Below are 24,234 nucleotides of genomic sequence, written 5' to 3'. Positions count from 1 at the left end.
CGCCGCTCAGGCTCGCGGCCGGGCCTCGACGAGCATGCTGACGCCGGGGAGCCGGCCCACCGGCAGGTAGCGCTCGGCGGTGATGACCGCACGCAGGCCCAGGTTGACGGCCGGGTGCACGTGGTCCAGGTCGGAGCCCGACGAGGACCGGCGCCGAAGGGCCACGGCCGGGCGCAGCAGCACGTTCCACGACCGGACGACGGGCGTGTCGAACCCGCCCCGGTGGAGCAGGTCGAGCAGCCCGTCCCTCGTGTAGCGGCGCACGTGGCCGACCGCGACGTCGTGGTCGGACCAGAGGCGGGGGTCCGTCGGCACCGCCACGAGGTAGGTCCCGGAGGGGCGCAGGACCCGGCGAACCTCGGCGACCGCGGCGTCGTCGTCGTCGAGGTGCTCGAGCAGGTCGAACTCGACGACGAGGTCCATCGACGCGTCCGCCAGGGGCAGCCGCGTGGCGTCACCGCGCAGCGTGGCCAACCCCCGCTCGTGGGCGACCTCCGCACCCTCCGCGCCGTACTCGAGGGCCACGGCCTGCCAGCCCAGGCGCCGCAGCACCCTGGTGTTGCCGCCGCCGGCCGCACCCACGTCGATGGCCCGGCCGGGGGCCAGACCCGTCAGCGAACGGGCGAGGAGGTGACGGCGCTCGCGGTACCACCAGTGGTCGTCTTCGAGGCGAGCCAGCTTGCGGACCTCAGTGCCTTCCATGCAGCGATCATGTCAGCCGCGTGACCTGCGGTCGCCACCGGTCGCACGGCGTTTTCGGATGCCGGCCGCGGGCCAGTCAGCGGATGTGACCGTCGCCCTCGACGACCCACTTCGTCGTCGTCAGCTCGGGCAGCGCCATCGGCCCGCGGGCGTGCAGCTTCTGCGTCGAGATGCCGATCTCGGCGCCGAACCCGAACTCGCCGCCGTCGGTGAAGCGGGTGCTCGCGTTGACCATGACCGCGGCGGCGTCGACCTCGGCGGTGAACCGGCGGGCGGCGGTACGGCTCTCGGTGACGATGGCCTCGGTGTGGCCGCTGCCGAAGCGGTCGATGCGCTCGATGGCGTCGTCGAGGTCGTCGACGACGGCCACGCTCATCTCCAGGCCGTGCCACTCCGTGCCGAAGTCGGCCTCGCTCGCGATCTCGAACGACGCGCCGGCGGCCTCGGCGAGGTCGGCGACGTCGTCGGCGACGTGCAGCCGCACCCCGGCCCCGGCGAGGTCGGACAGCGCCTTGGGCAGGAAGTCCGAGGCCACCGCGCGGTGCACGAGCAGCGACTCGGCGGCGTTGCAGACGCTCGGGCGGTGGGTCTTGGCGTTGAGGGTGATGGCGAGCGCCTTCTCGAGGTCGGCTGCCTCGTCGACGTAGACGTGGCACACCCCTATGCCGGTCTCGATGACGGGCACCGTCGACTCGCGCACGACCGTCTGGATCAGCTCGGCACCGCCGCGCGGGATGACGAGGTCGACGAGCCCGCGGGCCGTCATCAGGGCGCGGGCGGCGTCGCGACCGCCCTGCTCGAGCAGGGTGACGGCGTCCTCGGGAAGTCCCTGCTCACGCAGGGAGGTGCGGAGCGCACCGACGAGGGCGGCGTTGCTCGACGCCGCGGCCGAGCCACCGCGCAGCAGGACGGCGTTGCCCGACTTGAGGCAGAGCCCGGCGGCGTCGACGGTGACGTTGGGCCGGGCCTCGTAGATCATGCCGATGACGCCCATGGGGACCCGGACCTGGCGCACCTGCAGGCCGTTGGCGAGGGTGCTGCCGCGCACGACCTCACCGACGGGGTCCGGCAGCCCGGCGACGTCGCGCAGGGCCTGCGCCACGGCCGCGACCCGGGAGGCGTCGAGGCGCAGGCGGTCCTGCAGGCTCTCGCTGACGCCGGCCTCCCGCGCCCTGCCGAGGTCGACGCCGTTGGCCTCGACGACCGCGTCGGTGGCGGCGTCCACGGCGTCCGCGAGACGGAGCAACGCGGCATCCTTCTGGGCCCGCGTCAGCAGGGCGAGGCGACGAGAGGCGACCCGGGCCCGCCGGGCGAGGTCATTGACGTGCTCGACGACGGCGGGGTCGATGGCGCGGTCGTTGGCGGCGGACATGCGAGCAGGATAGGCCGCTCCCTCGGGCCGGCCCCGCGCGTGATCAGAGGATGACCAGGTGGTCGCGGTGGATGACCTCGCGCTCGTACTCCGGGCCGAGCGCGGCGGCCAGCTCCTTCGTCGAGCGCCCGAGCAGCGGCGGCAGCTCGGCCGAGCCGTAGTTGACCAGGCCCCGGGCGACGGGCACCCCGTCGGGCCCGCAGACGTCGACGGGGTCGCCGTCGAGGAAGCTGCCCTCGACCCCGACGACGCCGGCCGGCAGCAGTGAGGTGTTGCGCTGGGTCAGGGCGGCGACGGCGCCCGCGTCGACGAGCAGGCGGCCGCGGGCGGTGGTGGCGTGCCGGAGCCAGAGCCGGCGCGAGCGCCCGCGAACGCCGACCGGGGTGAAGAGGGTGCCGACGTCGTCGCCGGCCAGCACCGGCCGCACGAGGGCGGCCGCGGTGACGACCGTCGCCACCCCCGCCTCGGTGGCGATGCGGGCGGCCTCGATCTTCGTCGTCATGCCGCCGGTGCCCACGAGGGAGCCGCTGCCGCCGATCTCGACCCCCTCGAGGTCGGCCGGCCCCGTGACGAGCGGGATCCGCTTGCTGCCGGGTCGGCTCGGCGGGCCGTCGTAGAGGGCGTCGACGTCGGAGAGCAGCACGAGCGCATCGGCGTCGACGAGGTGCGCGACGAGGGCGGCGAGCCGGTCGTTGTCGCCGAAGCGGATCTCGCTCGTCGCGACGGTGTCGTTCTCGTTGACGATGGGCATGACCCGCAGCTCGAGCAGCCGCTCGAGGGTGTTGCGGGCGTTGGCGTAGTGGCTGCGCCGCGTCACGTCGTCCGCGGTGAGCAGCACCTGCCCCACGGTGACGTCGTGCCGCCCGAAGGCCTGGGTGTACGAGGCGAGCAGGGCGCCCTGACCGACCGACGCGGCTGCCTGCTGCAGGGCCAGCTCGTGCGGTCGGGTCCGCAGCGACAGCGGGTGCAGCCCCGCGGCGATGGCGCCCGAGCTGACGAGCACGATCTGGGCGCCGCCGAGGTGGTGGTGGGCGAGGGCGTTGGCGAGCGCGACGAGCCGGCCGTGGTCGATGCCGCCGTCGACGCCCGTGAGCGAGCTCGACCCGACCTTGACGACGAGGCGCCGCGCGCCCGTGATGACCGACCTCGATGACACGCCCGCACTCTAACGACCCCGCCCGCATGGACCCGGACGTGACCGACAGACGGCCCACCCGGCATCCGGATGCCGTGGCGCCGTCGCCTTCCGTCGAGAGGGCGCTTGGCGGCCATCGAGTGGTCAACGGTCGAGGCGGTGACCACTCGACGGTGCCCAAGCGCCCTCTCGACGGGGCTGGAGGTATTGCCCGGGGACGACGGTGCCCACCCGACCTCGTGGGTCGGGTGGGCACGGTCGTGGCGCTCCGGGTGCCGGATGCCGGTGGGGCGGGTCAGTGCTGGGTGGCACCCTCCGCGCCGTGGCCCGTCAACGAACGAACCTCCATCTCGGCGTACTTCGCCGCGTTGAACTCCTTGCTCGTCACGGTGCCGATGTACCCGAGCAGGAAGCCGAGCGGGATCGAGACGATGCCGGGGTTGTCGAGCGGGAACCAGTGGAAGTCGACGCCCTGCAGCATCGACGGGCTCTTGCCCGTGACCGCGTCGTTCGGCTTGCCCGAGACGACGGGGCTGAAGGTGATGAGCGTGATGGCGCTGATGAGACCGCCGTAGATGCTCCACAGCGCCCCGCGGGTGTTGAACCGCTTCCAGAAGAGCGAGTAGAGGATGGTCGGCAGGTTCGCGCTCGCCGCGATGGCGAACGCGAGGGCCACGAGGAAGGCGACGTTCTGCCCGAGGGCGAAGATGCCGCCGATGATCGCGACCGCGCCGAGCACGAGGGCCGAGATGCGGGCGACCCGCACCTCCTCCTCCGGCGTGGCCCGGCCCTTCTTCACGACGGTGTTGTAGATGTCGTGCGAGAGGGACGCGCTCGCGGTGATGGTCAGGCCGGCGACGACCGCGAGGATCGTCGCGAACGCCACCGCCGAGATGATGCCGAGCAGGATCTCGCCACCGAGCTCGAAGGCGAGCAACGGGGCCGCCGAGTTGACGCCGCCGGGTGCCGCCTTGATGCGGGCGGCGCCGACGAGCTCGGCCGCGCCGAAGCCCAGGACGAGGGTGAAGAGGTAGAAGAGGCCGATGAGCCAGATCGCCCACTCGACCGACTTGCGGGCCTCCTTCGACGTCGGCACCGTGTAGAAGCGCATGAGCACGTGCGGCAGGCCGGCCGTGCCGAGCACGAGGGCCATGGCGAGCGAGATGAAGTCGATCGGGTTCTTGTACTGCAGGCCCGGCGTCAGCAGGTCGGGCTTGACCCCGTTGGCCCCGGCGGGCGCCGCCGCGGCGGCGTCACCGAGCAGGGTCGAGAGGTTGAAGCCGAACTTGGCCAGCACCCAGACGAACATGAGGCCGGCGCCGATGATGAGCAGCACCGCCTTGATGATCTGCACCCAGGTCGTGCCCTTCATGCCGCCGTAGATGACGTAGAAGAGCATGATGACGCCGACGACGACGATGACGAGGCGCTGGCCCCACGCACCCTCGATGCCGAGCAGCAGGGCGACGAGCCCGCCGGCACCGGCCATCTGCGCGAGCAGGTAGAAGAACGAGACGACGAGCGTCGAGATCGCGGCCGCGATGCGCACCGGTCGCTGGCGCAGCCGGAAGCTGAGCACGTCGGCCATCGTGTACTTGCCGGTGTTGCGCAGCAGCTCGGCGACGAGCAGCAGCGCGACGAGCCACGCGACGAGGAAGCCGATGGAGTAGAGGAAGCCGTCGTAGCCGTTGAGGGCGATGGCCCCGGCGATGCCGAGGAAGCTCGCGGCCGACAGGTAGTCGCCCGCGATGGCGATGCCGTTCTGGCGACCGCTGAAGGCGCGACCACCGGCGTAGTAGTCGGCGGCGCTGCGGTTGTTGCGCGAGGCGCGGATGACGATCGCGAGGGTGACGACGACGAAGAGGCCGAAGATGCCGATGTTGATGGCCGGGTTGCCGACCGTCGTCGCGGCGGGCACGAAGTCGGGCACGAGGGTGGGCGCGACGACGGCGCCGAGCGCGCTCACTGCCGGCCACCGATGCGACGGGCGAGCTTCTCGGCGCGCGGGTCGAACTCACGGCCGGCCCACCGCACGTAGATCATCGTGATGGCGAAGGTCGTGACGAACTGCAGGAGGCCGAGGATCAGGCCCCAGGTGACGTTGCCGACGACCCGTGTGCCCATGAAGCCCTTGGCGAAGACGGCGAGGAACACGTAGAGGAAGTACCAGGCGAGGAACCCGGCGGTCATCGGGAAGACGAACTTGCGGAACCTGGTTCTCAGCTCTGCGAACTCGTCCGAGTTCTGCATGACGACGTTCGGGTCGTCGGGTGCATCTGGAGCAACGTTGCTCACGGGGTCACCTCCGTCGGCGATGCGGGCGCGGTGCCCGGCCCCGTCATTGTGGAGGAAAGTGAACGCCCACGGTGGGACGCGGGGCACCCGATCGCGTTGCGTGACCGGGTGATTCACCCGACGGGGTGTCCGCCCGGACGAGGTGTCCCTCCCGCTGCCGGCCGCCCACCGGATGCCGGTGGGCGGGCCGGGCCGGCGCCGACCCGTCGGTGACCGTCAGCGACCCCGAGCGATCCCGAGCGATCCCGAGCGACCCTCAGCGACCCTCGGTGTCGTCGCCCTCCTCGCGCAGCTGCCACAGACCGGCCCGGCGCTCGGCCTCGAGCTCGTCCTGCGTCGCGGCGCGGGCGGCGTACCGGTCGCGCTGGGCCTCGCGCTTCTCGTCGCGGGTCGGGCGCGAGCCCTCGCTCAGGCGCAGGTCGGTGCCGCGGCTGCCGAGCAGCTCGGCGCCGGCCTGCAGCGTCGGCTCCCAGTCGAAGACGACGGCGTTGTCACCGGTGCCGATGACGACCGTGTCTCCGGCGACGGCCCCCACCTTGAACAGCTCGTCCTCGACGCCGAGGCGGCCGAGCCGGTCGGCGAGGTAGCCGACGGCCTCGTCGTTGCTGAAGTCGGTCTGGTGCACCCAGCGCACCGGGCGGTCGCCGGTGATGCGGTAGAAGTCGCCGTCGGCGCCGCTCTCGCGGGCCACGGCGAAGCCCTTGTCGTCGACCGACCGGGGGCGCAGCACGACCCGCTGGGGCACGGCGGCCTCCGCCTCGATCTCGCGGCGGGCGGCCTCGACGTGCCGGGCCATCGCGAAGGTCAGCTCGCGCAGTCCCTGGTGGGCGACGGCCGAGACGACGAACACCTCGATGCCCCGGGCCTCGAGGTCGGGCTTGACCATCTCGGCGAGGTCGCGTGCCTCGGGCACGTCGGCCTTGTTGAGCACGACGATGCGGGTGCGCTCGGCGAGCGGGCGGCCACCGAGGTCGGCGTCGGGCACGTAGAGCGCGAGCTCGTTCTCGATGACGTCGAGGTCGGTCATCGGGTCGCGGCCGGGCTCGAGGGTGGCGCAGTCGATGACGTGCACGAGCACCGAGCAGCGCTCGACGTGGCGCAGGAACTCCAGGCCCAGCCCCTTGCCCTCGTGCGCGCCGGGGATGAGCCCGGGCACGTCGGCGACGGTGAAGCGGGCGGTGCCGGCGGTGACGACACCGAGGTTGGGCACGAGCGTGGTGAAGGGGTAGTCGGCGATCTTGGGCCGGGCCGCCGACAGCACCGAGACCAGCGAGCTCTTGCCGGCGCTCGGGAAGCCGATGAGGGCGACGTCGGCGAGCGACTTCAGCTCGAGCACGACGTCGATGTCCTCCCCCGGCTCGCCCAGCAGCGCGAACCCGGGCGCCCGGCGACGGGCCGAGCTGAGGGCCCGGTTGCCGAGGCCGCCGCGACCGCCGGCGGCGATGACGTGCTCCGTGCCCATGCCGACGAGGTCGACGATGATGCGTCCCTCGGAGTCCTTGACGACGGTGCCCTCGGGCACCGGCAGCACGAGGTCCTCGCCGTCGGCGCCGTTGCGCTCGTCACCGGCGCCGGGCTTGCCGTTCGAGGCGGCGCGGTGCGGGTGGCGGTGGTAGTCGAGCAGCGTCGTCGCCTGCGGGTCGACCCGCAGCACGACCGACCCTCCGCGCCCGCCGTTGCCGCCGTCGGGGCCGCCGAGCGGCTTGAACTTCTCGCGCTTGACCGACGCGACGCCGTGTCCGCCCGATCCGGCGCTGAGGTGCAGCACGACTCGGTCGACGAAGGTCACTGCCATGAGAGGTCACTCTTCCAGATGGGGGTGGCTCCCCGGCATCCTCGCGCTCGCGCGGGTGGCGCGGCGACCGGATGCCGGGTGGGCCGGGAACGCGGAAGGGCGGGCCGCTCGGGCCCGCCCTTCCGTGGTGAAGCTGTGTGGTGACGGTGGCCGTGAGGCCGCCCGGTCACCGGTGGTCACTCGGCGCCGACGACCTCGGGCAGCTCGATGTTGACCGTCTTGCGACCACGCTTGGTGCCGAACTTCACGGCACCCGCGACGAGCGCGAACAGCGTGTCGTCGCCGCCACGGCCGACGCCCTCACCGGGGTGGAAGTGCGTGCCGCGCTGGCGGACGAGGATCTCGCCGGCCTTGACCTTCTGGCCACCGAAACGCTTGACGCCGAGGAACTGTGCGTTCGAGTCGCGACCGTTGCGGGTCGAGGACGCACCCTTCTTGTGTGCCATGTCAGTCCTTCTCTCAGGAGTCTCTGGGTACCGGTCGGATCACGCGTCGATGGCGGTGATCTTGACCTGGGTCAGCGGCTGACGGTGGCCCTGACGCTTGCGGTAGCCGGTCTTGTTCTTGTACTTCATGATGACGATCTTCGGGCCCTTGGCGGCCTTGACCACCTCGGCCGTGACCGACACCTTCGAGAGCTTGTCGGCGTCGGACGTCACCGTGGTGCCGTCGACGACGAGCAGGGGCGTGAGCTCGACGGCGTCACCGGCCTGGCCCGAGACCTTGTCGATGAGCAGGGTGTCACCGACGGAGACCTTCTCCTGGCGGCCACCTGCGCGGACAATCGCGTACACGTCGAACTCACTTTCTGAAGTACGGGGTCGGACGCCACTTTCGGTACCGGCCCGTCAACACGGGCCCGGTGGGCGCACCAAGCGTCAAGATTACCGGCACGCGGGCGCCAGCACCAAACCGGCGGATGCCGGGTGGTCAGTCCTGCTGGACGGCGCCGCCGGGCGGGCCGGCCGGGGCGACCACGCGGCCACGCTTGCGACGACCGCGGACGGGCGTCGGCACGGGCTCCGGCTCGGTCTGCTGCACCGGCTCCTGCGCGGGCGTGGGCTCGGGCTGGTGCACGGGCTCCGGCCGGGCGGACGCCCCCTGCTCGACGTCGACCTGCTCGAGGGTCGCGCCCTCGATGCGGGCCGACACGGGCTCGTCGGCCGTGCCCGGAGCGGGTGCATCGACGCCGGACCAGGGCCCGGTGTCGTCCGGGAAGGACTGCTCGTGACCCTCGGCACCCTGGGCACCCTCGGCGCCGTGGTCTCCGTGGTCGCCGCCGGTGCCGCTCTCGAGGGTCGCGGTCAGGGCCGCGGTCTTGAGGGCGGCGGCGTGCGCGGCCGCGGCGATCTGGGCCGCGGTGGGCCCGGTGGCGGGTCGCGACGACTCGGTGCGGTCGGCCTGACCGTTGCCGTGCTGGCCGTCGGCGCCGCCCTGCTGCCCGTTGCCGTGCGCGCCGTTGCCGTGCGCGCCGTTGCCGTGCGCGCCGTTGCCGTGCGCGCCGTTGCCGTGCGCGCCGTTGCCGTGCGCGCCGTTGCCGTGCTGGCCGTTGCCGTGCTGGCCGTTGCCGTGCTGGCCGTTGCCGTGCTGGCCACCGGAGCGGTCGTCCGACTGGCCCGACTGACCCGAACGGCCACCGCGACGCCCACGGGCCCCCCCGGCATCCGACGACGACTGCGAGGACGACGAGGTCGACGACGCGGACGGCGCCGGGTGGGCGCCCTTGTCGACCGGCTCCGAGTGGATGATGAAGCCGCGGCCGTTGCAGTGCTCGCACGTCTCGCCGAAGACCTCGATGAGGCCCGACCCGACCCGCTTGCGGGTCATCTGCACGAGCCCGAGCGAGGTCACCTCGGCCACCTGGTGCTTCGTGCGGTCGCGGCCGAGGCACTCGAGGAGGCGACGGACGACGAGGTCGCGGTTGCTCTCGAGCACCATGTCGATGAAGTCGACGACGATGATGCCGCCGATGTCGCGCAGCCGCAGCTGGCGCACGATCTCCTCGGCCGCCTCGATGTTGTTCTTGGTGACGGTCTCCTCGAGGTTGCCGCCCGAGCCGACGAACTTGCCGGTGTTGACGTCGACGACCGTCATCGCCTCGGTGCGGTCGATGACGAGGGAGCCGCCGCTCGGCAGCCAGACCTTGCGGTCCATCGCCTTGGCCAGCTGCTCGTCGACCCGGTGGTGGGTGAAGAGGTCGTCCGGACCCGTCCACTGCGTCACCCGGTCGGCGAGGTCGGGGGCGACGGAGGAGATGTAGGGGTGGATCTCGTCCCACGCCTGATCGCCGGCGACGACGAGCTGGCGGAAGTCCTCGTTGAAGACGTCGCGGATGACGCGCACCGTGAGGTCGGGCTCGCCGTGCAGGAGCATCGGCGCCTTGCCGTCGGCGGCGCTCCCGGACGCACCGTTCTTCTTGCGGCCCTTGCTCTTGCCGGCGCGCGGGGTGGTGGCCTCCTCGGCCTGGGCCTGGATCTGCTCCCACGTCGCCGTGAGGCGCTCGACGTCGGCCCGCAGCTCGGCCTCGCTCGCACCCTCCGCCGCGGTGCGCACGATGACGCCGGCGGTGTCCGGCACGACGTCGCGCAGGATCTTCTTGAGGCGGGCGCGCTCGGTGTCGGGCAGCTTGCGGCTGATGCCGGTCATCGAGCTGTTCGGCACGTAGACGAGGTAGCGGCCCGGCAACGAGATCTGCGACGTGAGCCGCGCGCCCTTGTGCCCGATCGGGTCCTTCGTCACCTGCACGAGCACGCTCTGGCCCGAGCTGAGCGCGTTCTCGATGCGCTTGGGCTGGTTGCTCTCCAGGCCCGCGGCGTCCCAGTTCACCTCACCGGCGTAGAGCACGGCGTTGCGACCCTTGCCGATGTCGACGAACGCCGCCTCCATCGAGGGCAGCACGTTCTGCACGCGGCCGAGGTAGATGTTGCCGGCCATCGACACGCTCGTGGCCTGGTCGATGTAGTGCTCGACGAGGACGCCGTCCTCGAGGACGCCCATCTGGGTGCGGCCGTCCTTGTTGCGTACGACCATGACGCGGTCGACCGCCTCGCGGCGGGCGAGGAACTCGGCCTCGGTGATGATCGTGCGGCGTCGACCGGCCTCGCGGCCCTCGCGGCGGCGCTGCTTCTTCGCCTCGAGCCGGGTCGAACCCTTGACGGCGACCGGCTCGTCGCTCTGGCCGCGCGGCTGGCGCACCCGGGTCGTCACGTTGGGGCTGTCGTCGCCCGCGTCACCGGACCCGCCGGCACGACGGCGCCGGCGGCGGCGCCGGGTCGAGGCGCTCTCGTCGTCGGTCGTCTCGTCGCGCTCGTCGTCGGACCGGTCGGAACGGTCACCCTGGGCGCTGCCCTCGTCGTCCTGCCGGTCGCCGCCCGCGTCGCCGCGGTTGGACCGCTCAGCGCGCTCACCACCGGAGCGGCGGCGGCGCGAGCGTCCACGCCCGCCACCGGTCTCCGAGGCGCTGTCGGAGCCGCTGTCGGAGCCGCTGTCGGACCCCAGGTCGGAGTCGTCGGTGGTGCCGGAGGTGTCGCGACCCTCGGCGTCGCCCGTGGCGTCGTCGGAGCCCTGGGGGCCGGTGTCGTCGCGGCCGTCGCGGCCGTCGCGGTCGTCCCGCTCGTCGCGGTCGTCCTGCTCGTCACGGTCGGTGGCGTCGTCCTGGCCCCGTCCACGGCGGCCCTTGCCCCCACGGCGGCGGCGGGAGCGGCGGGGCGTGTCGCCGTCGTCCGTGCGCTCGGAGCGCTCGGAGCGCTCCGTGGTGTCGGTCGTGTCGGTGGTCTCGTCGGGCGCGTCCTGCGTGTCGACGACGTCGTCCGCCGTGACGGCCGGAGCGGTCCGGCTCGTGGCCTCGAGCCGCCCGGATGCCGGGTCGCCCGCCTGCGCGGCCGGCGCCGGCTCGCTCGTGGCGGGGGTGGAGACGGAGCCGGCGGGGCGGGTGGCCCGGCGGCGGCGGGGCTTGCCCTCGTCGGGAGCCTGGAAGAGGACGCTGAAGCTGGGGACGGCGGCCGCCTCCGCCGGGGTGGGCTCCCCGGAGCGGTCCGCCGCGTCGGTGCGCCCGAGGGGGTCGACGGGGAGGCCGTCGGTCTCGGCGTCGGCGTCCTCGACGGGGGCGTCCGGCCCGGCGGGATCGGCTCCACGGGAGGCCAGCAGCTCCTGGACGGCGGCCGCGGCGCGGTCCTCCTCCACGGAGGGCGCGGCCTCGACGGCGGCGTCCTCGTCGACCTCGTCGGCCGGAAGGGCGAGCAGGGCCTCGTCGGCCAGGGGCGCGCCGGTGGGCTCCGCGGTCGTGGCAGTCGTCTCGGGGGCGGTCCCGGGCGTCGCGAGGGCGTCGAGCCCGTCGAGCGTGGCGGGGGCGTCGACGCCCTCCGGGGACACGGCCGTCTTGCGCGCCCGGGAGGGGCGCGTGGAGGGGGTCTTGGCGGCCTTGGCCGTCTTGGCGGCCTTCGTGGTCGCCGCCTTGGTCGTGCCCGTGGCGGCCTTCGCCGCCTTGGTCGTCCCGGCGCTCTTGCGCGTGGCGCGCTTGGTCGGGGCCCCGGCGACCGGCTCGTCCGTACCGACGGTGGGCTCGAGGGTGGGCTCGAGGGTGGGCTCGAGGGTGGGCTCGAGGGTGGGCTCGGAGCCTGCGTCGGACGGAGCGTCGACGGGCGGGCCGTCGGTTCCGGTGGTGGGGTCCGATGCGACCTCCGGCTCCGCGGCCTTGCGGGCACGGCTCGTGCGCGGCGCGGCGGCCTTCTTCGTGACGCGGCGGGCCGCGGCGCGCTTGCGGGGCGCCGGGGCGGCGTCCGCAGCCTCGACGGCCTGGGGGGCCTCGACGGCCTCGACGGCCTCGGGCGTGGTGTTCTCGGTCGAGGTGGTGTCCTCGGGTGCCATGCGGCAACCTCTCGTCACGCGCGGTCCGACCCACACGCGGCCGAGGCCGTCAGCACCGCACGAGCACGGTCGTGGTCGACCCGCTGCGGGAGCGGCGGGGCGGAAGTCGAGTTCTTACAGCTGGGCGCGGTTCGCGCTGGGCGCGGCCCCGTGCTCAGTGCCGGCGGCGTTCTCGTCGGCAGCCAGTGGATCAGCCACCCTCGCGGATGCGGTGTCGAGCGGTCCCTGCGCCAGACGCGTCACCAGGGGTGGGCGCGGAGGCTGCAGATCGGCGATCTCACGCAGCGCGGTCAGAATGTCGTCGGGGCGGACGGCAGGTGTGGTGTGCCGTACGACCATGCGCAGTATCGCACAGTCACCCCCGGATGCGACGAGCGACGCGGCCCCGGTGGACAACGCCTCCCCCTCCGCAGGCGCGGTGACGGAGGTGGAGACGACGGCCCCGCGGACGTCGAACGTGCGCGGCCCCGACTTCGTCATGCGGGTGACGTCGGCGCGCTCGAGCGCGAGAAGGCGCTCCACGGCATCCGTCAGCGTCGTGCTGTCGACGCCCTGGAACTCGAGGTGCCACGCGCTCGCCTCGAGCCGGTCGGCGAGGGCACCGGGGGCGGCCTCGACGACCTCCTCGATGTCGATGCCGTCGGGCAGGGCCTCGTCGAGGGCGACGCGCACCGACTCGGGGTCGACGCGGCGGGTGACGCTGATCTCGACGTACTCCGCCTCGCTCGCCGTGCCCGTGGCGGCGGCGTTGGCGTAGCTGATCTTCGGGTGGGGGTGGAAGCCGGCGCTGAAGGCCATGGGCACGTCGGCCCGGCGCAGCGCCCGCTCGAGGGCCCGCTGGAAGTCGCGGCTCGAGGTGAAGCGCAGCCGCCCCCGCTTCGTGTACCGGATGCGCAGCTTCTGCACCGCCGGGTCGGGGGCCGGCCCCTCGGGGACCCGCTGGCGTGCCTGTCGAGCCATGGGTCGCAGGCTACCCGGCCCCGCCCTCGCGCCCGAGCCGGCGTTCCCGGTCACGCCGACGGCGCGCTGCCTCGACCTCCTCGATCCGCCCCGCCTCCTCGAGCGTCGGTGCGGTGCCGCCGAGCCGGGCGGGCAGGTAGCGCAGGTCGGGCCCGCTCAGCGGCTCGTAACCCCGCTGGGCGGTCTCGAGCTGCTCGGCCATGACCGCGCGGTAGCGCCGGGTCACCGCGGCCGGGTCCTCCTCGGGCGCGACGTGCACCGGCTCGCCGACGATGACCGTCACCGGCAGCCGCGACGGGCCGAGGCGCCGGGGCAGCCCCTTGCTCCAGACCCGCTGCGAGCCCCACACGACGAGGGGCACGATCGGCACGCCCGCCTCGGCGGCCATGCGGGCCACCCCGAGCTTGAACTCCTTGAGCTCGAACGAGCGCGACGTCGTGGCCTCGGGGAAGACGCCGACGACCTCCCCGGCGCGCAGCGCGGCCACCGCGGCGTCGTAGGAGGCGGCACCCGCCTCGCGGTCGACGGGGATGTGCCGCATGCCGCGCATGAGCGGGCCGCCCACCGGGTGGCGGAACACCGCCTCCTTGGCGAGGAAGCGGATGTGCCGCCCCGACGCCCGCGCCGCCCAGCCCGCGTAGGCGAAGTCGAAGTAGCTGATGTGGTTGACCGCGACGACCGCTCCCCCGGTGCGCGGCAGGTTCTGCGCCCCGACGATGGTGAAGCGCAGCCGCTGCATGGCGAAGACGCCACCCGCGAAGGCGACGACGGACGAGTAGAGCGGCTCCATGGCGCCCACTCTGCCCTGCCGCCCGTCGGCCCGCGCGAAAGCCGGTCGAGGGCAGCGTCGGGGCCGTGGAAGGATCGACCCCATGACCGACACCCCTGCCCCCACGACCTCGATCCCCGAGCGGCCGACGCTCGACGGCCTCGAGGAGAAGTGGATGCAGGTATGGGCCGACGCGGGCACCTACACCTTCGACCGCGAGCGGGCGCTCGGACTGCCCCGCGACCAGGTGTTCGCCATCGACACCCCGCCCCCGACGGCATCCGGGAGCCTGCACGTCGGCCACGTCTTCAGCTACACCCACACCGACTGCATGGCCCGCTACAAGCGGATGCGCGGGCTCGAGGTGTTCTACCCCATCGGCTGGGACGACAACGGCCTGCCGACCGAGCGCCGCGTGCAGAACTACTACGGCGTGCGCGGTGACGCGACCCTGCCCTACGAGGAGGGCTTCGTGCCCCCGTTCGAGGGCGGCGTCGACGACAAGGGCAAGGCGATCAAGCCCGCCGACCAGCGCCCCGTCAGCCGGCGCACCTTCATCGAGCTGTGCGACAGCCTGACCGTGCAGGACGAGGTGACCTTCGAGTCGCTCTTCCGCCGGCTCGGGTTCTCCCTCGACTGGGGCATCGGCTACCGCACCATCGACGCGCGGTCGCGGGCCGTCGCCCAGCAGGCCTTCCTGCGCAACCTCGAGCGCGGCGAGGCCTACCAGCAGGAGGCGCCGGGTCTCTGGGACGTCACCTTCCAGACCGCCGTCGCCCAGGCCGAGCTCGAGGCGCGCGACTACCCGGGTGCCTACCACCGGGTGGCCTTCCGCCGCACGGGCGAGGGGCCGGATGCCGGGTCGCCGGTGTACATCGAGACGACCCGTCCCGAGCTCATCCCGTCCGTCGTCGCGCTCATCGCGCACCCCGACGACGAGCGCTACCAGCCGCTCTTCGGCACGACCGTGACCTCGCCGCTCTTCGGCGTCGAGGTGCCCGTGCTCGCGCACCGCGGCGCCGAGATGGACAAGGGCGCCGGCATCGCCATGTGCTGCACCTTCGGCGACCTCACCGACGTCATCTGGTGGCGCGAGCTGCAGCTGCCGACGCGGTCGGTGCTGACCCGCAACGGGCGCCTGCAGGCCGAGACCCCCGAGTGGGTCACCGGCGGCCCGGGCGAGGAGCTCTACGCGAGCGCCCTCGCGACGAAGACCGCCTTCAGCGCGCGCGAGGCCGTCGTGGCCGCGCTGCGCGGGTCGGGCGACCTCGACGGCGAGCCGGTGAAGACCCAGCGCAAGGCCAACTTCTACGAGAAGGGCGACAAGCCCCTCGAGATCGTCACGTCGCGCCAGTGGTACATCCGCAACGGCGGCCGTGACACCGACCTGCGCGCGGCCCTCGTGGCGCGCGGCGGCGAGATCGACTTCCACCCCGCGTTCATGCGCTCGCGGTACACGAACTGGGTCGAGGGCCTCAACGGCGACTGGCTCATCAGCCGGCAGCGCTTCTTCGGCGTGCCGTTCCCGGTCTGGTACGCCGTCGACGCCGACGGCGAGACCGACCACGACACGATGATCCTGCCCGACGTGTCGTCCCTGCCGGTCGACCCCCAGGCCGACGTGCCCGAGGGCTACACCGCCGAGCAGCGCGGCGTGCCGGGCGGGTTCGTCGCCGACCCCGACGTCATGGACACGTGGGCGACCTCGTCGCTCTCGCCCCAGATCGCCGCCGGCTGGCCGGTCGGCGACCGCGACGACCTGCGCAACGACGGCGAGCTGTTCGACGCGATCTTCCCGATGGACATGCGCCCCCAGGGCCACGACATCATCCGCACCTGGCTCTTCGCGACGGTCGTGCGCTCGCACCACGAGCACGGCGCCGCGCCGTGGTCGAACGCAGCCATCAGCGGCTGGATCCTCGACCCCGACCGCAAGAAGATGAGCAAGAGCAAGGGCAACGCCGAGACGCCCGAGGACGTCGTCAAGGCCAACGGGGCCGACGCCGTGAGGTACTGGGCGGCATCCGGTCGCCTCGGCACCGACGCGGCCTACGACACCGGGCAGATGAAGGTGGGCCGCCGGCTCGCCATCAAGGTGCTCAACGCGAGCAAGTTCGCGCTCTCGTTCGGCGAGGTCGAGGGCGACCTGCGCGAGGCCGTGACGCAGCCGCTCGACCTCGCGATGCTGGCCGCGCTCGGCGAGGTCGTCGACCGCGCCACGACGGGTTTCGAGTCGTGGGACTACACCCGCTCGCTCGAGGCGACCGAGACGTTCTTCTGGACCTTCTGCGACGACTACCTCGAGCTCGTCAAGGACCGCGCCTACGGCGGCCGGGGCGACGCGGGAGCGGCGAGCGCCCGGGCCGCGCTGCGCCTGGCGCTGCGGGTGCTGCTGCGGCTGCTCGCCCCGTTCCTGCCCTACGTCACCGAGGAGGTCTGGTCGTGGTTCGGCTCGGGCTCGGTGCACCGGCAGGCGTGGCCGACGCGTGACGAGCTTCCGGCCGGCGGCGACGCCGACGTGCTCGTCTCCGTGGGGGCCGCGCTCGCCGGGGTCCGCCGCGCGAAGTCGGAGGCCAAGGTCGGCATGCGCGCGACGGTGCGCTCGATGACGCTCGCGCTGCCGGCCACGGCGGCCGACCACGTGCGTGCCGCCGAGGACGACCTTCGGGCCACGGGCCGCATCGAGGCGCTCGCGTACGTCGACGGCGAGACCGTCGAGGTCCGCGACGCCGAGCTCGTCCCGGTCGAGAAGACGCCGCCGGCGTCCTGACCCGTCGGGGCGCGGCCCGAACCCGGGCCCGGACCGTAGGGTGGCCCCATGTCGCGTCGGGGGCTGTGGCTCGTGCTCGGCGCGGGCACGGTGGTCGTGCTCGCGCTGCTCGTGGCCGCGCTGTCGGCGCCGGTCGAGCTCGTGTCGCGGCCGCGGTCCGACGCGACGGGGACCCCTCGGCTCGAGGGCGTCCTGCCGTCGGTGACGACGACCACCGCGACGAGCACCGGCCCGCCCGTCGGCACGGGGGGCGAGATGTCCGGGCTCGTGTGGGCCGTCATCGGCATCGGGCTCGTCGTGCTCGGCACCGCCGCCCTCGTGCTCGTGGCGTGGCTGCTCAGCCTGCTGCTCGGCCGGCTGCGCCGCTCCCGCATCACCCGCCACCGCAGCGCCGTCTTCGCCTCGCCGCCCCTGCCCGACGAGCTCGTCGAGACCGCCGAGCGCCGGATGGCCCTCGTCGAGTCGGGCGACCCGCGCAACGGCATCGTCGCGGCGTGGCTCGACCTCGAGGTGTCGGCGGCGACGACCGGCCTGCCGCGCGACCCCGCCGAGACCTCCACCGAGTACACGAGCCGGGTCATCGGCACGTGGGACGTCGACCGGGTGCGGCTCGCCGAGCTCGCCGCCCTCTACCGCGAGGCCCGCTTCTCGACCCACCCCCTCGGCGAGCAGCAGCGCCGCCGGGCCGCGTCCGCGCTCGAGGTGCTGCACCGCGACCTCGCGCGGGTCGTAGCGCGGGAGCCCGAGGATGCCGGGGGGCGGGTGTGAGCGCCGTCGCCCGGGTGGCGTCCGTGCTGGCGCCGTGGCGCCGCCGGCTCGTCACGGTCGTCGTCGTCTGGCTCGTCCTCGTGCTCGGGGCGGCCGTCATCGGCCTGTCGCCCGCGGTGCCGCTGCTGCTGCTCGGCGTATTCGCCGTCATGGCCCTCGGCTGGTTCGTCGCCGACCACCTCGCGGCCAACAGCGTGACGGTCTGGCCGCTCGTCGACGGCGAGCTCGGCTCGGGCAACCGAGGCGACGACTTCCGCGTCACGAGCCTGGCCAACCGGCTCGAGGCGGCCGACACCCGCGGCGAGGGCCGCGAGGCCGTCGTGCGCGACCTGCACGCGGTGCTCGCCGGCATCGTGCGCGAACGGCTCTTCGCCACGCACGGCATCGTCCCCGAGGAGGAGCCGCGCTGGGCGGAGGGGGTCACCCCGCCCGAGCTGTGGCAGCTCGTCGTCGGGCTGCCACCCGCCGACCTCTACCGCCCCGTCGTCCTCGACGGCATCCTGCGACGAATCGAGAACTGGTGACCATGCAGCTGTCCCGCGTCGGCGAGCTCGCCGAGGAGATCCTCGGCGAGGTCGAGCGCGCCGTCGTCGGCAAGCGGGAGTCCCTGCGGCTCGTGCTGTCCGGCATCCTCGCCGGCGGCCACGTGCTCATGGAGGACTTCCCGGGGCTCGGCAAGACGCTCACCGCCCGCAGCTTCGCCCAGACGCTCGGCCTCGACTTCCGGCGGGCGCAGTTCACCCCCGACCTGCTGCCGGGCGACATCACCGGCTCGTTCGTCTACGACCAGCGGGCCGGCGAGTTCGACTTCCGCCCCGGCCCGATCTTCGCGGGGCTGCTGCTCGCCGACGAGATCAACCGGACGCCGCCCAAGACGCAGGCCGCGCTGCTCGAGGCGATGCAGGAGCGGCAGGTGACGGTCGAGGGCCGCACCTTCCCGCTCCCCCGGCCCTTCCACGTCCTCGCCACCGCCAACCCGGTCGAGTACGAGGGCACCTACCCGCTGCCGGAGGCCCAGCTCGACCGGTTCCTGCTGCGCGTCTCGTTCGGCTACCCGACGCCCGAGCAGGAGTGGGAGATCCTCGCCGCCCGCATGGGTCGGCGGCAGGAGGAGCAGACGCTGCGCCCCGTCGTCGACGCCGAGACCCTGCTCGAGATGCAGGCGGCGGTCGAGGCCACGGTCGTCGACGAGTCGGTCGGGCGGTACTGCGTCGCCCTCGCCGCCGCCACCCGGTCGCACGGCGATGTCCTCATGGGCGCCTCGCCCCGTGGCGCGCTCGGCCTGCTGCTCTGCGCCCGGGCCTACGCGGTCGTCGACGGGCGCGACTACGTGACGCCCGAGGACGTCAAGGCCGTCGCCCGGCCGGTGCTCGCCCACCGCATCACCGTCAAGCCCGAGCTGTGGATGAGCAACATCAGCGCCACCGCCGTCGTCGACGGCCTGCTCCGCACCGTGACCGCCCCGGGTGCCCGCGAGCAGCACGACGCCCGGCCTGCGGAGGGGTGAGCCGACCGTGGCGAGGGTGACGAGCGCCCGCCGCAGCGAGCGCGAGCTGGGCCGGTGGGCGCCGACGGCCGCGCACGTGCGCGCTGCGCTGCTCGCGGCGGGGGCGGCCGTGCTCGCCGTCCTCGGCCGCCGCGCCGACCTGCTCGTGCTCGTCGCGCCGCTCGCCGTCGCCGCCGGCTGGGGCCACCTCGCCCGCCCTCGCGTGACCTCGCGCGCCACGGCCCGCGTCGTCACGCCGACCCTGCGCGAGGGCGAGGCCACCCAGCTCGTCGTGCGGGTCGACCCGGTGCCGCCCGGTGTGGATGCCGTGGCGCTCGTCGCGCGCGCGCCCTGGGTCGAGCGCCTGCCGGGGCCGGGCGTCGTGCACCTCGACGCCCGTGGCACCGGTCGGGCCGCGGTGCGCTCGACCCGGTGGGGTCGGCGCCGGCTCGGGACGGTGAGCGTCTGCCTCACGAGCGAGTGGGGCGCCTTCCAGGCTGGACCGGTCGACCTGCCCGACCTCGGCACGGCGACGCTCCCCGTGCCGGCGACCTTCGACTCGAGCGCCCCGACCCCGCACCCCGACGGGATCGTCGGGGCGCACCGCTCGGCCCGGCCGGGCTCGGGCACCGAGTTCAGCACCATCCGCGCCTTCCAGCCGGGCGACCGGCTGCGGCGCATCCACTGGCCCACCTCGACCCGCACCGGCTCGCTGCACGTCAGCTCGACGTACAGCGACGAGGACGCCCACGTCGTGCTCATCGTCGACGCCCTCAGCGACCTCGGCCCCCGCGAGGGGGTCGACGGGCGTCCCACGAGCCTCGACCTCACGGTCCGGGCGGCCGGGGCGATCAGCCAGCACGTGCTGCGCACGAACGACCGGCTCACCCTGCGCACCGTCGGTGCCGCGGACGTCCCCGTGCTGCGCTCGGGGTCGGGGACGAACCACCTGCGGCGGGTGCTCGACGTGCTCGCCTCGATCTCCCCGGCATCCGAACGGCGCGACGACGGCGAGCGCGCGGTGCGCTCCGTCGAGGCGGCGGCGCTGTGCCTCGTCCTCAGCCCGCTCGTCGACCCGACGATGGTCGACGTCGCGCACCGGCTCGCCGCGCGCGGGCTGACGGTCGTCGTCGTCGACACCTTCCCCCCGCACCTCGTCGCCGCCGACGCCGACCGCTACTCCGCACTCTCGTGGCGCCTGCGGCTGCTCGCCCGGGAGGCGCAGGTGAGCGGGCTCGTCGGGCGCGGCATCCCCGTCGTGCCGTGGCGCGGGCCGGGCTCGCTCGACCAGGTGCTGCGCGACCTCGCCCGTCGCTCGGCGGCTCCGCGGATGGCGAGGCGCTGATGGCCACCCCGGGCGCGAGCGGGACCGGTCGCGACGACGACGTCGCCGACGGCCCGGCCACGTGGCGCACCCTGCGACTCGGCTCCGGCCCGGAGTGGTCGGGCCACCAGCTCGGCCTCATGGGCGTCTCGACGCTCGGGGTGCTGGTGTTCCTCGCCTGCCTCGACCGGGCCTCGGTGACCGCGGCGGCGGGCGGTCCGGGCGGCGGGCTGCCCTCGGGGTACTGGCTGTTCGCACTGGGCGGCCCGGCGGTGGCATGGGTGGCCGGGTCCGGCGCCGCGGCGATGCTGTGGGCCGGCCTGCTGCTCGTCTGGTTCGTCACCGTGCCCGCCGGGTCGTTCTCCTGGTGGAGCGTGCCGGCCGGCGTCGGCGTGCTCGTCGCCCACGCGGCGGTGGCCCTGTCGGCGACCGCGCCGACGGTCGCCGACTTCCCCCGGCGGGTGCTGCGCCGCTGGCTGCGCGTCGCCGGGCTCACCGCGCTCGCGGCCCCTGCCACGGGGCTGCTGGCCTCCCTCGTCGCGGGCCGCGGGCTGCCCGCCAACCCCGTCGCCTGGGCCGGCGGTCTGCTCGGGGTCGTCGTCGGGCTGTGGCTGCTGCGCCAGAGCCCGCCCCGCCCCCGGGTCTAGACCTGACCCGCCCCACGCCGGCACCGTCGAGTGGCCACTTGTTGACGCCCGCCCCACCCCGACACCGTCGAGAGGCCACCTCCCGACGTCGGGAAACGGCCACTCGACGGTGGAGGGGGCCGGTGAGGTGGCCGGGAGGGCGTGCGCGGTGACGACCCGCGACTTGCGCGGTGGGCGCTCAGGGCCTACCGTCGGACAGAACGGAACGGTTTCGTTCCACTGCACGTGACCTCATCACGAACTGCTCGGACAGCGTCGCCCGACAGCACGACGCCCCCTGGAGCACCATGACCTCCCACCCCGCCACGCGCACGACCGACACCGACGCGCCCGTCGCAGCCGACCGGCATCCGGCCCCGTCGTCGCGACCGCGTGTGACGGGTGACCGTGAGGTCGAGATCCTGCAGTCCGCGATCGCCGTGCTGCGCGAGGTCGGCTACGACCGCCTGACGTTCGACGCGGTCGCCGCCGAGGCGCACGCCGGCAAGGCCACCCTGTACCGACGCTGGCCGCACAAGCGCGACCTCGTCGTCGACGCCGTCGGCCTCTTCCTCGGCTGCCCGGCCGAGCAGGACCCCGCGACCGGCTCGCTGCGCGGCGACCTGCTCGCCCAGGCCTGCGCCGAGGGGGGCCTCGACGACGCCGAGACCATGGAGACCTGGTTCGCCCTGCTGCCCGTCATCCACCGCGACGCCGAGCTGCGCGAGCGGCTCGAGGCGCGGTTCATCGAGCCGAAGCTCGCGGCCGCGCGGGCCGTCTTCGGGTCCGCCCGACAGCGCGGTGAGATCGGCCCCGACGCCGACCTCGAGACGCTGCTCTCCATCCTTCCCGCCCTGACCTTCCACGAGACGATGCTCTCAGGGCGGCGTCCGGGTCGGGAGCGCATCGCCCAGCTCGTGGACACCGTCGTCCTCCCGGCGTGCGCCGCCACCCTCAGCGGCCCCTCCCGTGCCCCGGCACGCACCGGCCGCTGACGGCGACGCCCGCACCACCACCCCAGCACGTCCGGAAGGAACCACCCATGTCCTCGACCACCGTCGAGGAGCTGAACGAGCCCACGCGCTCCGCCGGCTCCGACACCGCGGGACCCAAGCGGCTCGGCCTCGCCCTGCTCGTCATCTGCGCGGCCCAGCTCATGATCGTGCTCGACGGCACCATCGTGAACATCGCCCTGCCCCACATCGAGCGTGACCTCGGCTTCAGCCAGGCCAACCTCCAGTGGGTCATCACCATCTACACGCTCGCCTTCGGTGGCGTGCTGCTGCTCGGCGGCCGCCTCGGCGACCTCTACGGCCGTCGGCGCATGTTCGTCTGGGGCGTCGTGCTCTTCACGGTGTCGTCGCTCGCCGCCGGCATCGCGCAGAACGAGCAGACGATGCTCGTCGCCCGCGCCGTCCAGGGCCTCGGTGGGGCCCTCGCCGCGCCCAACGCCCTCGCGCTCATCACGACGACCTTCCCGGCCGGCAAGGAGCGCAACAAGGCCATGGGCGTCTTCGCGGCCATGTCCGGCGCCGGCGCGGCCATCGGCCTCATCCTCGGTGGCGCGCTCACCGAGATCGACTGGCGCTGGAACTTCTTCATCAACCTGCCCATCGGTCTCGTCGTCGCCGTGCTCGGCCAGCGCATCCTCACCGAGAGCGAGGACGGCCAAGGCTCGCTCGACGTCCCCGGTGCGATCACCTCGATCGCCGGCCTCTCCTCCCTCGTCTACGGGCTGACCCACGCGGCCAGCACCTCGTGGGGCGACGCGACGACGGTCGGCTTCCTCGTGGCCGGCGTCGTGCTGCTCGCCGCCTTCGTCGTCATCGAGACCCGCGTGTCGCACCCGCTGCTGCCCATGCGCATCCCCGGCGACCGCACCCGTGGCACCTCGAACTTCGTCATGCTCGTCGTGGGCGCCGGCATGTTCGCGATGTTCTACTTCCTCGGCATCTACATCCAGACGATCCTCGGCTACTCGGCCCTCAAGACCGGCCTCGCCTTCCTGCCGTTCTCGGTCGGCATCGTCGTGGCCGCCCAGGTCGCCTCGCTGCTCGTCTCCCGCGTCGACCCGCGCTGGATCTCGGGCCCGGGTGCGGCCTTCGCCGCGGTCGGCATGTGGGGCTTCACCCACCTGACGCCCCAGAGCACCTACACGGCCGACCTCCTGCCGTGGATCGTCGTGCTCGCCTTCGGCCTCGGCCTCATCTTCGTGCCGATGACCCTCACCGCGGTGCACGCCGTCGACCACGAGGACTCCTCGTCGGCCTCCGCCGTGCTCAACACGATGCAGCAGGTCGGTGGGGCGCTCGGCCTCGCCACCCTGAGCACGATCTTCGTCAACAACGTCGCCGACCGGGTGGCCCAGCTGACGGCCTCCGCGCCGACCGGCGGCGCCGCCCCGACGCGTGAGCAGGCCGCCGCGGCCGCCCGGGCCATCCAGGCGGAGGCCTTCACGTACGGCGCCGGGCGTGCCTACCTCGTCGCCGCGATCATGATCGCGGTCGCGGGCGTCATCACCGTCGCCTTCCTCACCGTCAAGCACGACGAGCTCGCGAACGACGTGGCCGCCCCCGCCCACATGGGCTGAGCGTCCCCTCCCCGCGACGCACACCGTCGAGAGGCCAGTTCCCGATGTCGGGAGCTGGCCTCTCGACGGTTCCGGGGTGTCGGGAAGTGGCCTCTCGACGGTGTCGGACGTCAGCGGGATGCCGGGGTGGCACAGACCGTCGCCCACGGGACGTCCCAGCCCGCCAGGGCCAGCCGCCGGGCCGCGAACGGCTCGCGGTGCACCTCGAGCACCCGCCCGGCCGACGGCTCGTAGACGGTCAGGTGGTCGGTCAGGGCGTCGCCACCCCGGCCGCGGTCAGCGGGCAGGACGAGGACGACGTGGCGTGGCAGGGTCGGGCTGCCGACGTACAGCAGCGCGGGCCGCGCCTGCGACCGCAGGGAGTCGAACGCCGCCCCGAGCCCTGCCGTCGACCGCTGGCGCACCCACCGCACCCGGTGGCGCCGGCCGAGGGCGAGCTCGAGCTCGCGGGCGGCGCCCCAGGGTGGCGTGCCGAGGCTACGCGGCCACGGCAGCTGCAGGCGCCCGCCCGGGCCGGCCAGGCCGTTCGTGCGGGCGGCCACCACCTGCTCGTAGGCGGCGAACCGCGAGACGACGCCCCCGGCATCCGGTGCCTGCGTGGTGACGGCAGCAGCCTCGCGGGGCAGGCCGGTGCGCACCCAGTGGGCGAAGGCGGGGTCGGCGAGCATGCGCGCGACCGTCAGCGACGCGGAGCCGCACGTCGTCGGCGACTGCTGGCGCGGGGCGAGGTCACCGACCCCCAGCCGGAAGGGTGCGACCACGAGCGGTCACCGCCT

General features: G+C 73.8%; 20 protein-coding genes. 8 read left to right on the top strand and 12 right to left on the bottom strand.

Annotated elements, in window-relative coordinates:
• Nucleotides 1–6: 6 nt before the first annotated feature.
• The 11 genes from DFJ68_RS02460 to DFJ68_RS02405 all read right to left on the bottom strand — a co-directional run bounded on the left by DFJ68_RS02460 (nt 7) and on the right by DFJ68_RS02405 (nt 13,915).
• Nucleotides 7–702 (bottom strand): class I SAM-dependent methyltransferase, encoded by a 696-nt coding sequence (locus tag DFJ68_RS02460; RefSeq protein WP_121030726.1) that lies wholly within the window; start codon nt 700–702, stop codon nt 7–9.
• Nucleotides 703–778: 76 nt separating this feature from the next.
• Nucleotides 779–2,074 carry a glutamate-5-semialdehyde dehydrogenase gene (locus tag DFJ68_RS02455; RefSeq protein ID WP_121030724.1) on the bottom strand — a complete coding sequence of 432 codons (1,296 nt, stop codon included), beginning with the start codon at nt 2,072–2,074 and terminating at the stop codon, nt 779–781.
• A gap of 43 nt (nt 2,075–2,117) precedes the next feature.
• On the bottom strand, nt 2,118–3,230 hold the full coding sequence (proB, locus tag DFJ68_RS02450; RefSeq protein WP_121030722.1) for a glutamate 5-kinase: 1,113 nt from the start codon (nt 3,228–3,230) through the stop codon (nt 2,118–2,120).
• A 274-nt stretch (nt 3,231–3,504) separates the two neighbouring features.
• Complete coding sequence (locus DFJ68_RS02445; RefSeq protein ID WP_443741661.1) at nt 3,505–5,175, bottom strand: solute symporter family protein; 1,671 nt, start codon at nt 5,173–5,175, stop codon at nt 3,505–3,507.
• The gene (locus DFJ68_RS02440; RefSeq protein ID WP_121030720.1) at nt 5,172–5,459 is read right to left on the bottom strand and encodes a DUF485 domain-containing protein; all 288 of its coding nucleotides are present in this window, start codon (nt 5,457–5,459) and stop codon (nt 5,172–5,174) included. The genes DFJ68_RS02445 and DFJ68_RS02440 overlap by 4 nt, the downstream gene beginning before the upstream one ends.
• Nucleotides 5,460–5,760: 301 nt before the next feature.
• Complete coding sequence (gene obgE / locus DFJ68_RS02435) at nt 5,761–7,299, bottom strand: GTPase ObgE (RefSeq protein ID WP_121030718.1); 1,539 nt, start codon at nt 7,297–7,299, stop codon at nt 5,761–5,763.
• Between the two features lie 176 nt (nt 7,300–7,475).
• Complete coding sequence (rpmA, locus tag DFJ68_RS02430; RefSeq protein ID WP_121030716.1) at nt 7,476–7,745, bottom strand: 50S ribosomal protein L27; 270 nt, start codon at nt 7,743–7,745, stop codon at nt 7,476–7,478.
• 39 nt (nt 7,746–7,784) lie between these two features.
• Nucleotides 7,785–8,093 (bottom strand): 50S ribosomal protein L21, encoded by a 309-nt coding sequence (gene rplU, locus DFJ68_RS02425; protein ID WP_121030714.1) that lies wholly within the window; start codon nt 8,091–8,093, stop codon nt 7,785–7,787.
• Between the two features lie 136 nt (nt 8,094–8,229).
• Nucleotides 8,230–12,165 (bottom strand): ribonuclease E/G, encoded by a 3,936-nt coding sequence (locus DFJ68_RS18620; RefSeq protein WP_245963407.1) that lies wholly within the window; start codon nt 12,163–12,165, stop codon nt 8,230–8,232.
• A gap of 114 nt (nt 12,166–12,279) precedes the next feature.
• Nucleotides 12,280–13,125 carry a TIGR03936 family radical SAM-associated protein gene (locus DFJ68_RS02410; RefSeq protein WP_121035004.1) on the bottom strand — a complete coding sequence of 282 codons (846 nt, stop codon included), beginning with the start codon at nt 13,123–13,125 and terminating at the stop codon, nt 12,280–12,282.
• Between the two features lie 10 nt (nt 13,126–13,135).
• A complete protein-coding gene (locus DFJ68_RS02405) occupies nt 13,136–13,915 on the bottom strand; it encodes a lysophospholipid acyltransferase family protein (RefSeq protein WP_121030712.1) in 780 nt (259 codons plus the stop codon).
• Nucleotides 13,916–13,997: 82 nt separating this feature from the next.
• Here DFJ68_RS02405 and valS point away from each other — a divergent pair, with 82 nt between their 5' ends.
• The 8 genes from valS to DFJ68_RS02365 all read left to right on the top strand — a co-directional run bounded on the left by valS (nt 13,998) and on the right by DFJ68_RS02365 (nt 23,458).
• The gene (valS, locus tag DFJ68_RS02400) at nt 13,998–16,664 is read left to right on the top strand and encodes a valine--tRNA ligase (RefSeq protein WP_121030710.1); all 2,667 of its coding nucleotides are present in this window, start codon (nt 13,998–14,000) and stop codon (nt 16,662–16,664) included.
• Nucleotides 16,665–16,712: 48 nt separating this feature from the next.
• Nucleotides 16,713–17,432, top strand: coding sequence for a DUF4129 domain-containing protein (locus DFJ68_RS02395; RefSeq protein ID WP_121030708.1), 720 nt, complete (start codon nt 16,713–16,715; stop codon nt 17,430–17,432).
• Nucleotides 17,429–17,956: a hypothetical protein gene (locus DFJ68_RS02390; RefSeq protein WP_121030706.1), complete on the top strand. Its 528-nt coding sequence runs from the start codon at nt 17,429–17,431 to the stop codon at nt 17,954–17,956. Before DFJ68_RS02395 ends, DFJ68_RS02390 begins: the two co-directional genes overlap by 4 nt.
• Before the next feature lie 2 nt (nt 17,957–17,958).
• Nucleotides 17,959–18,939, top strand: coding sequence for an AAA family ATPase (locus tag DFJ68_RS02385; protein WP_121035003.1), 981 nt, complete (start codon nt 17,959–17,961; stop codon nt 18,937–18,939).
• Between the two features lie 16 nt (nt 18,940–18,955).
• A complete protein-coding gene (locus DFJ68_RS02380; RefSeq protein ID WP_245963406.1) occupies nt 18,956–20,263 on the top strand; it encodes a DUF58 domain-containing protein in 1,308 nt (435 codons plus the stop codon).
• The gene (locus tag DFJ68_RS02375; protein WP_121030704.1) at nt 20,263–20,889 is read left to right on the top strand and encodes a hypothetical protein; all 627 of its coding nucleotides are present in this window, start codon (nt 20,263–20,265) and stop codon (nt 20,887–20,889) included. The genes DFJ68_RS02380 and DFJ68_RS02375 overlap by 1 nt, the downstream gene beginning before the upstream one ends.
• Before the next feature lie 287 nt (nt 20,890–21,176).
• Nucleotides 21,177–21,863 (top strand): TetR/AcrR family transcriptional regulator, encoded by a 687-nt coding sequence (locus tag DFJ68_RS02370; protein WP_121030702.1) that lies wholly within the window; start codon nt 21,177–21,179, stop codon nt 21,861–21,863.
• Nucleotides 21,864–21,910: 47 nt separating this feature from the next.
• Nucleotides 21,911–23,458, top strand: coding sequence for a DHA2 family efflux MFS transporter permease subunit (locus DFJ68_RS02365; RefSeq protein ID WP_121030700.1), 1,548 nt, complete (start codon nt 21,911–21,913; stop codon nt 23,456–23,458).
• A gap of 110 nt (nt 23,459–23,568) precedes the next feature.
• Here DFJ68_RS02365 and DFJ68_RS02360 read toward each other — a convergent pair whose 3' ends face one another.
• Nucleotides 23,569–24,219 carry a hypothetical protein gene (locus DFJ68_RS02360; RefSeq protein WP_121030697.1) on the bottom strand — a complete coding sequence of 217 codons (651 nt, stop codon included), beginning with the start codon at nt 24,217–24,219 and terminating at the stop codon, nt 23,569–23,571.
• Nucleotides 24,220–24,234: the final 15 nt, after the last annotated feature.

The sequence above is a fragment of the Terracoccus luteus genome, assembly GCF_003635045.1.
Taxonomy (GTDB): Bacteria; Actinomycetota; Actinomycetes; order Actinomycetales; family Dermatophilaceae; genus Terracoccus; species Terracoccus luteus.
Note: the sequence above shows the minus strand (reverse complement) of the source record. Positions and strands in the feature narration are given on the sequence as shown.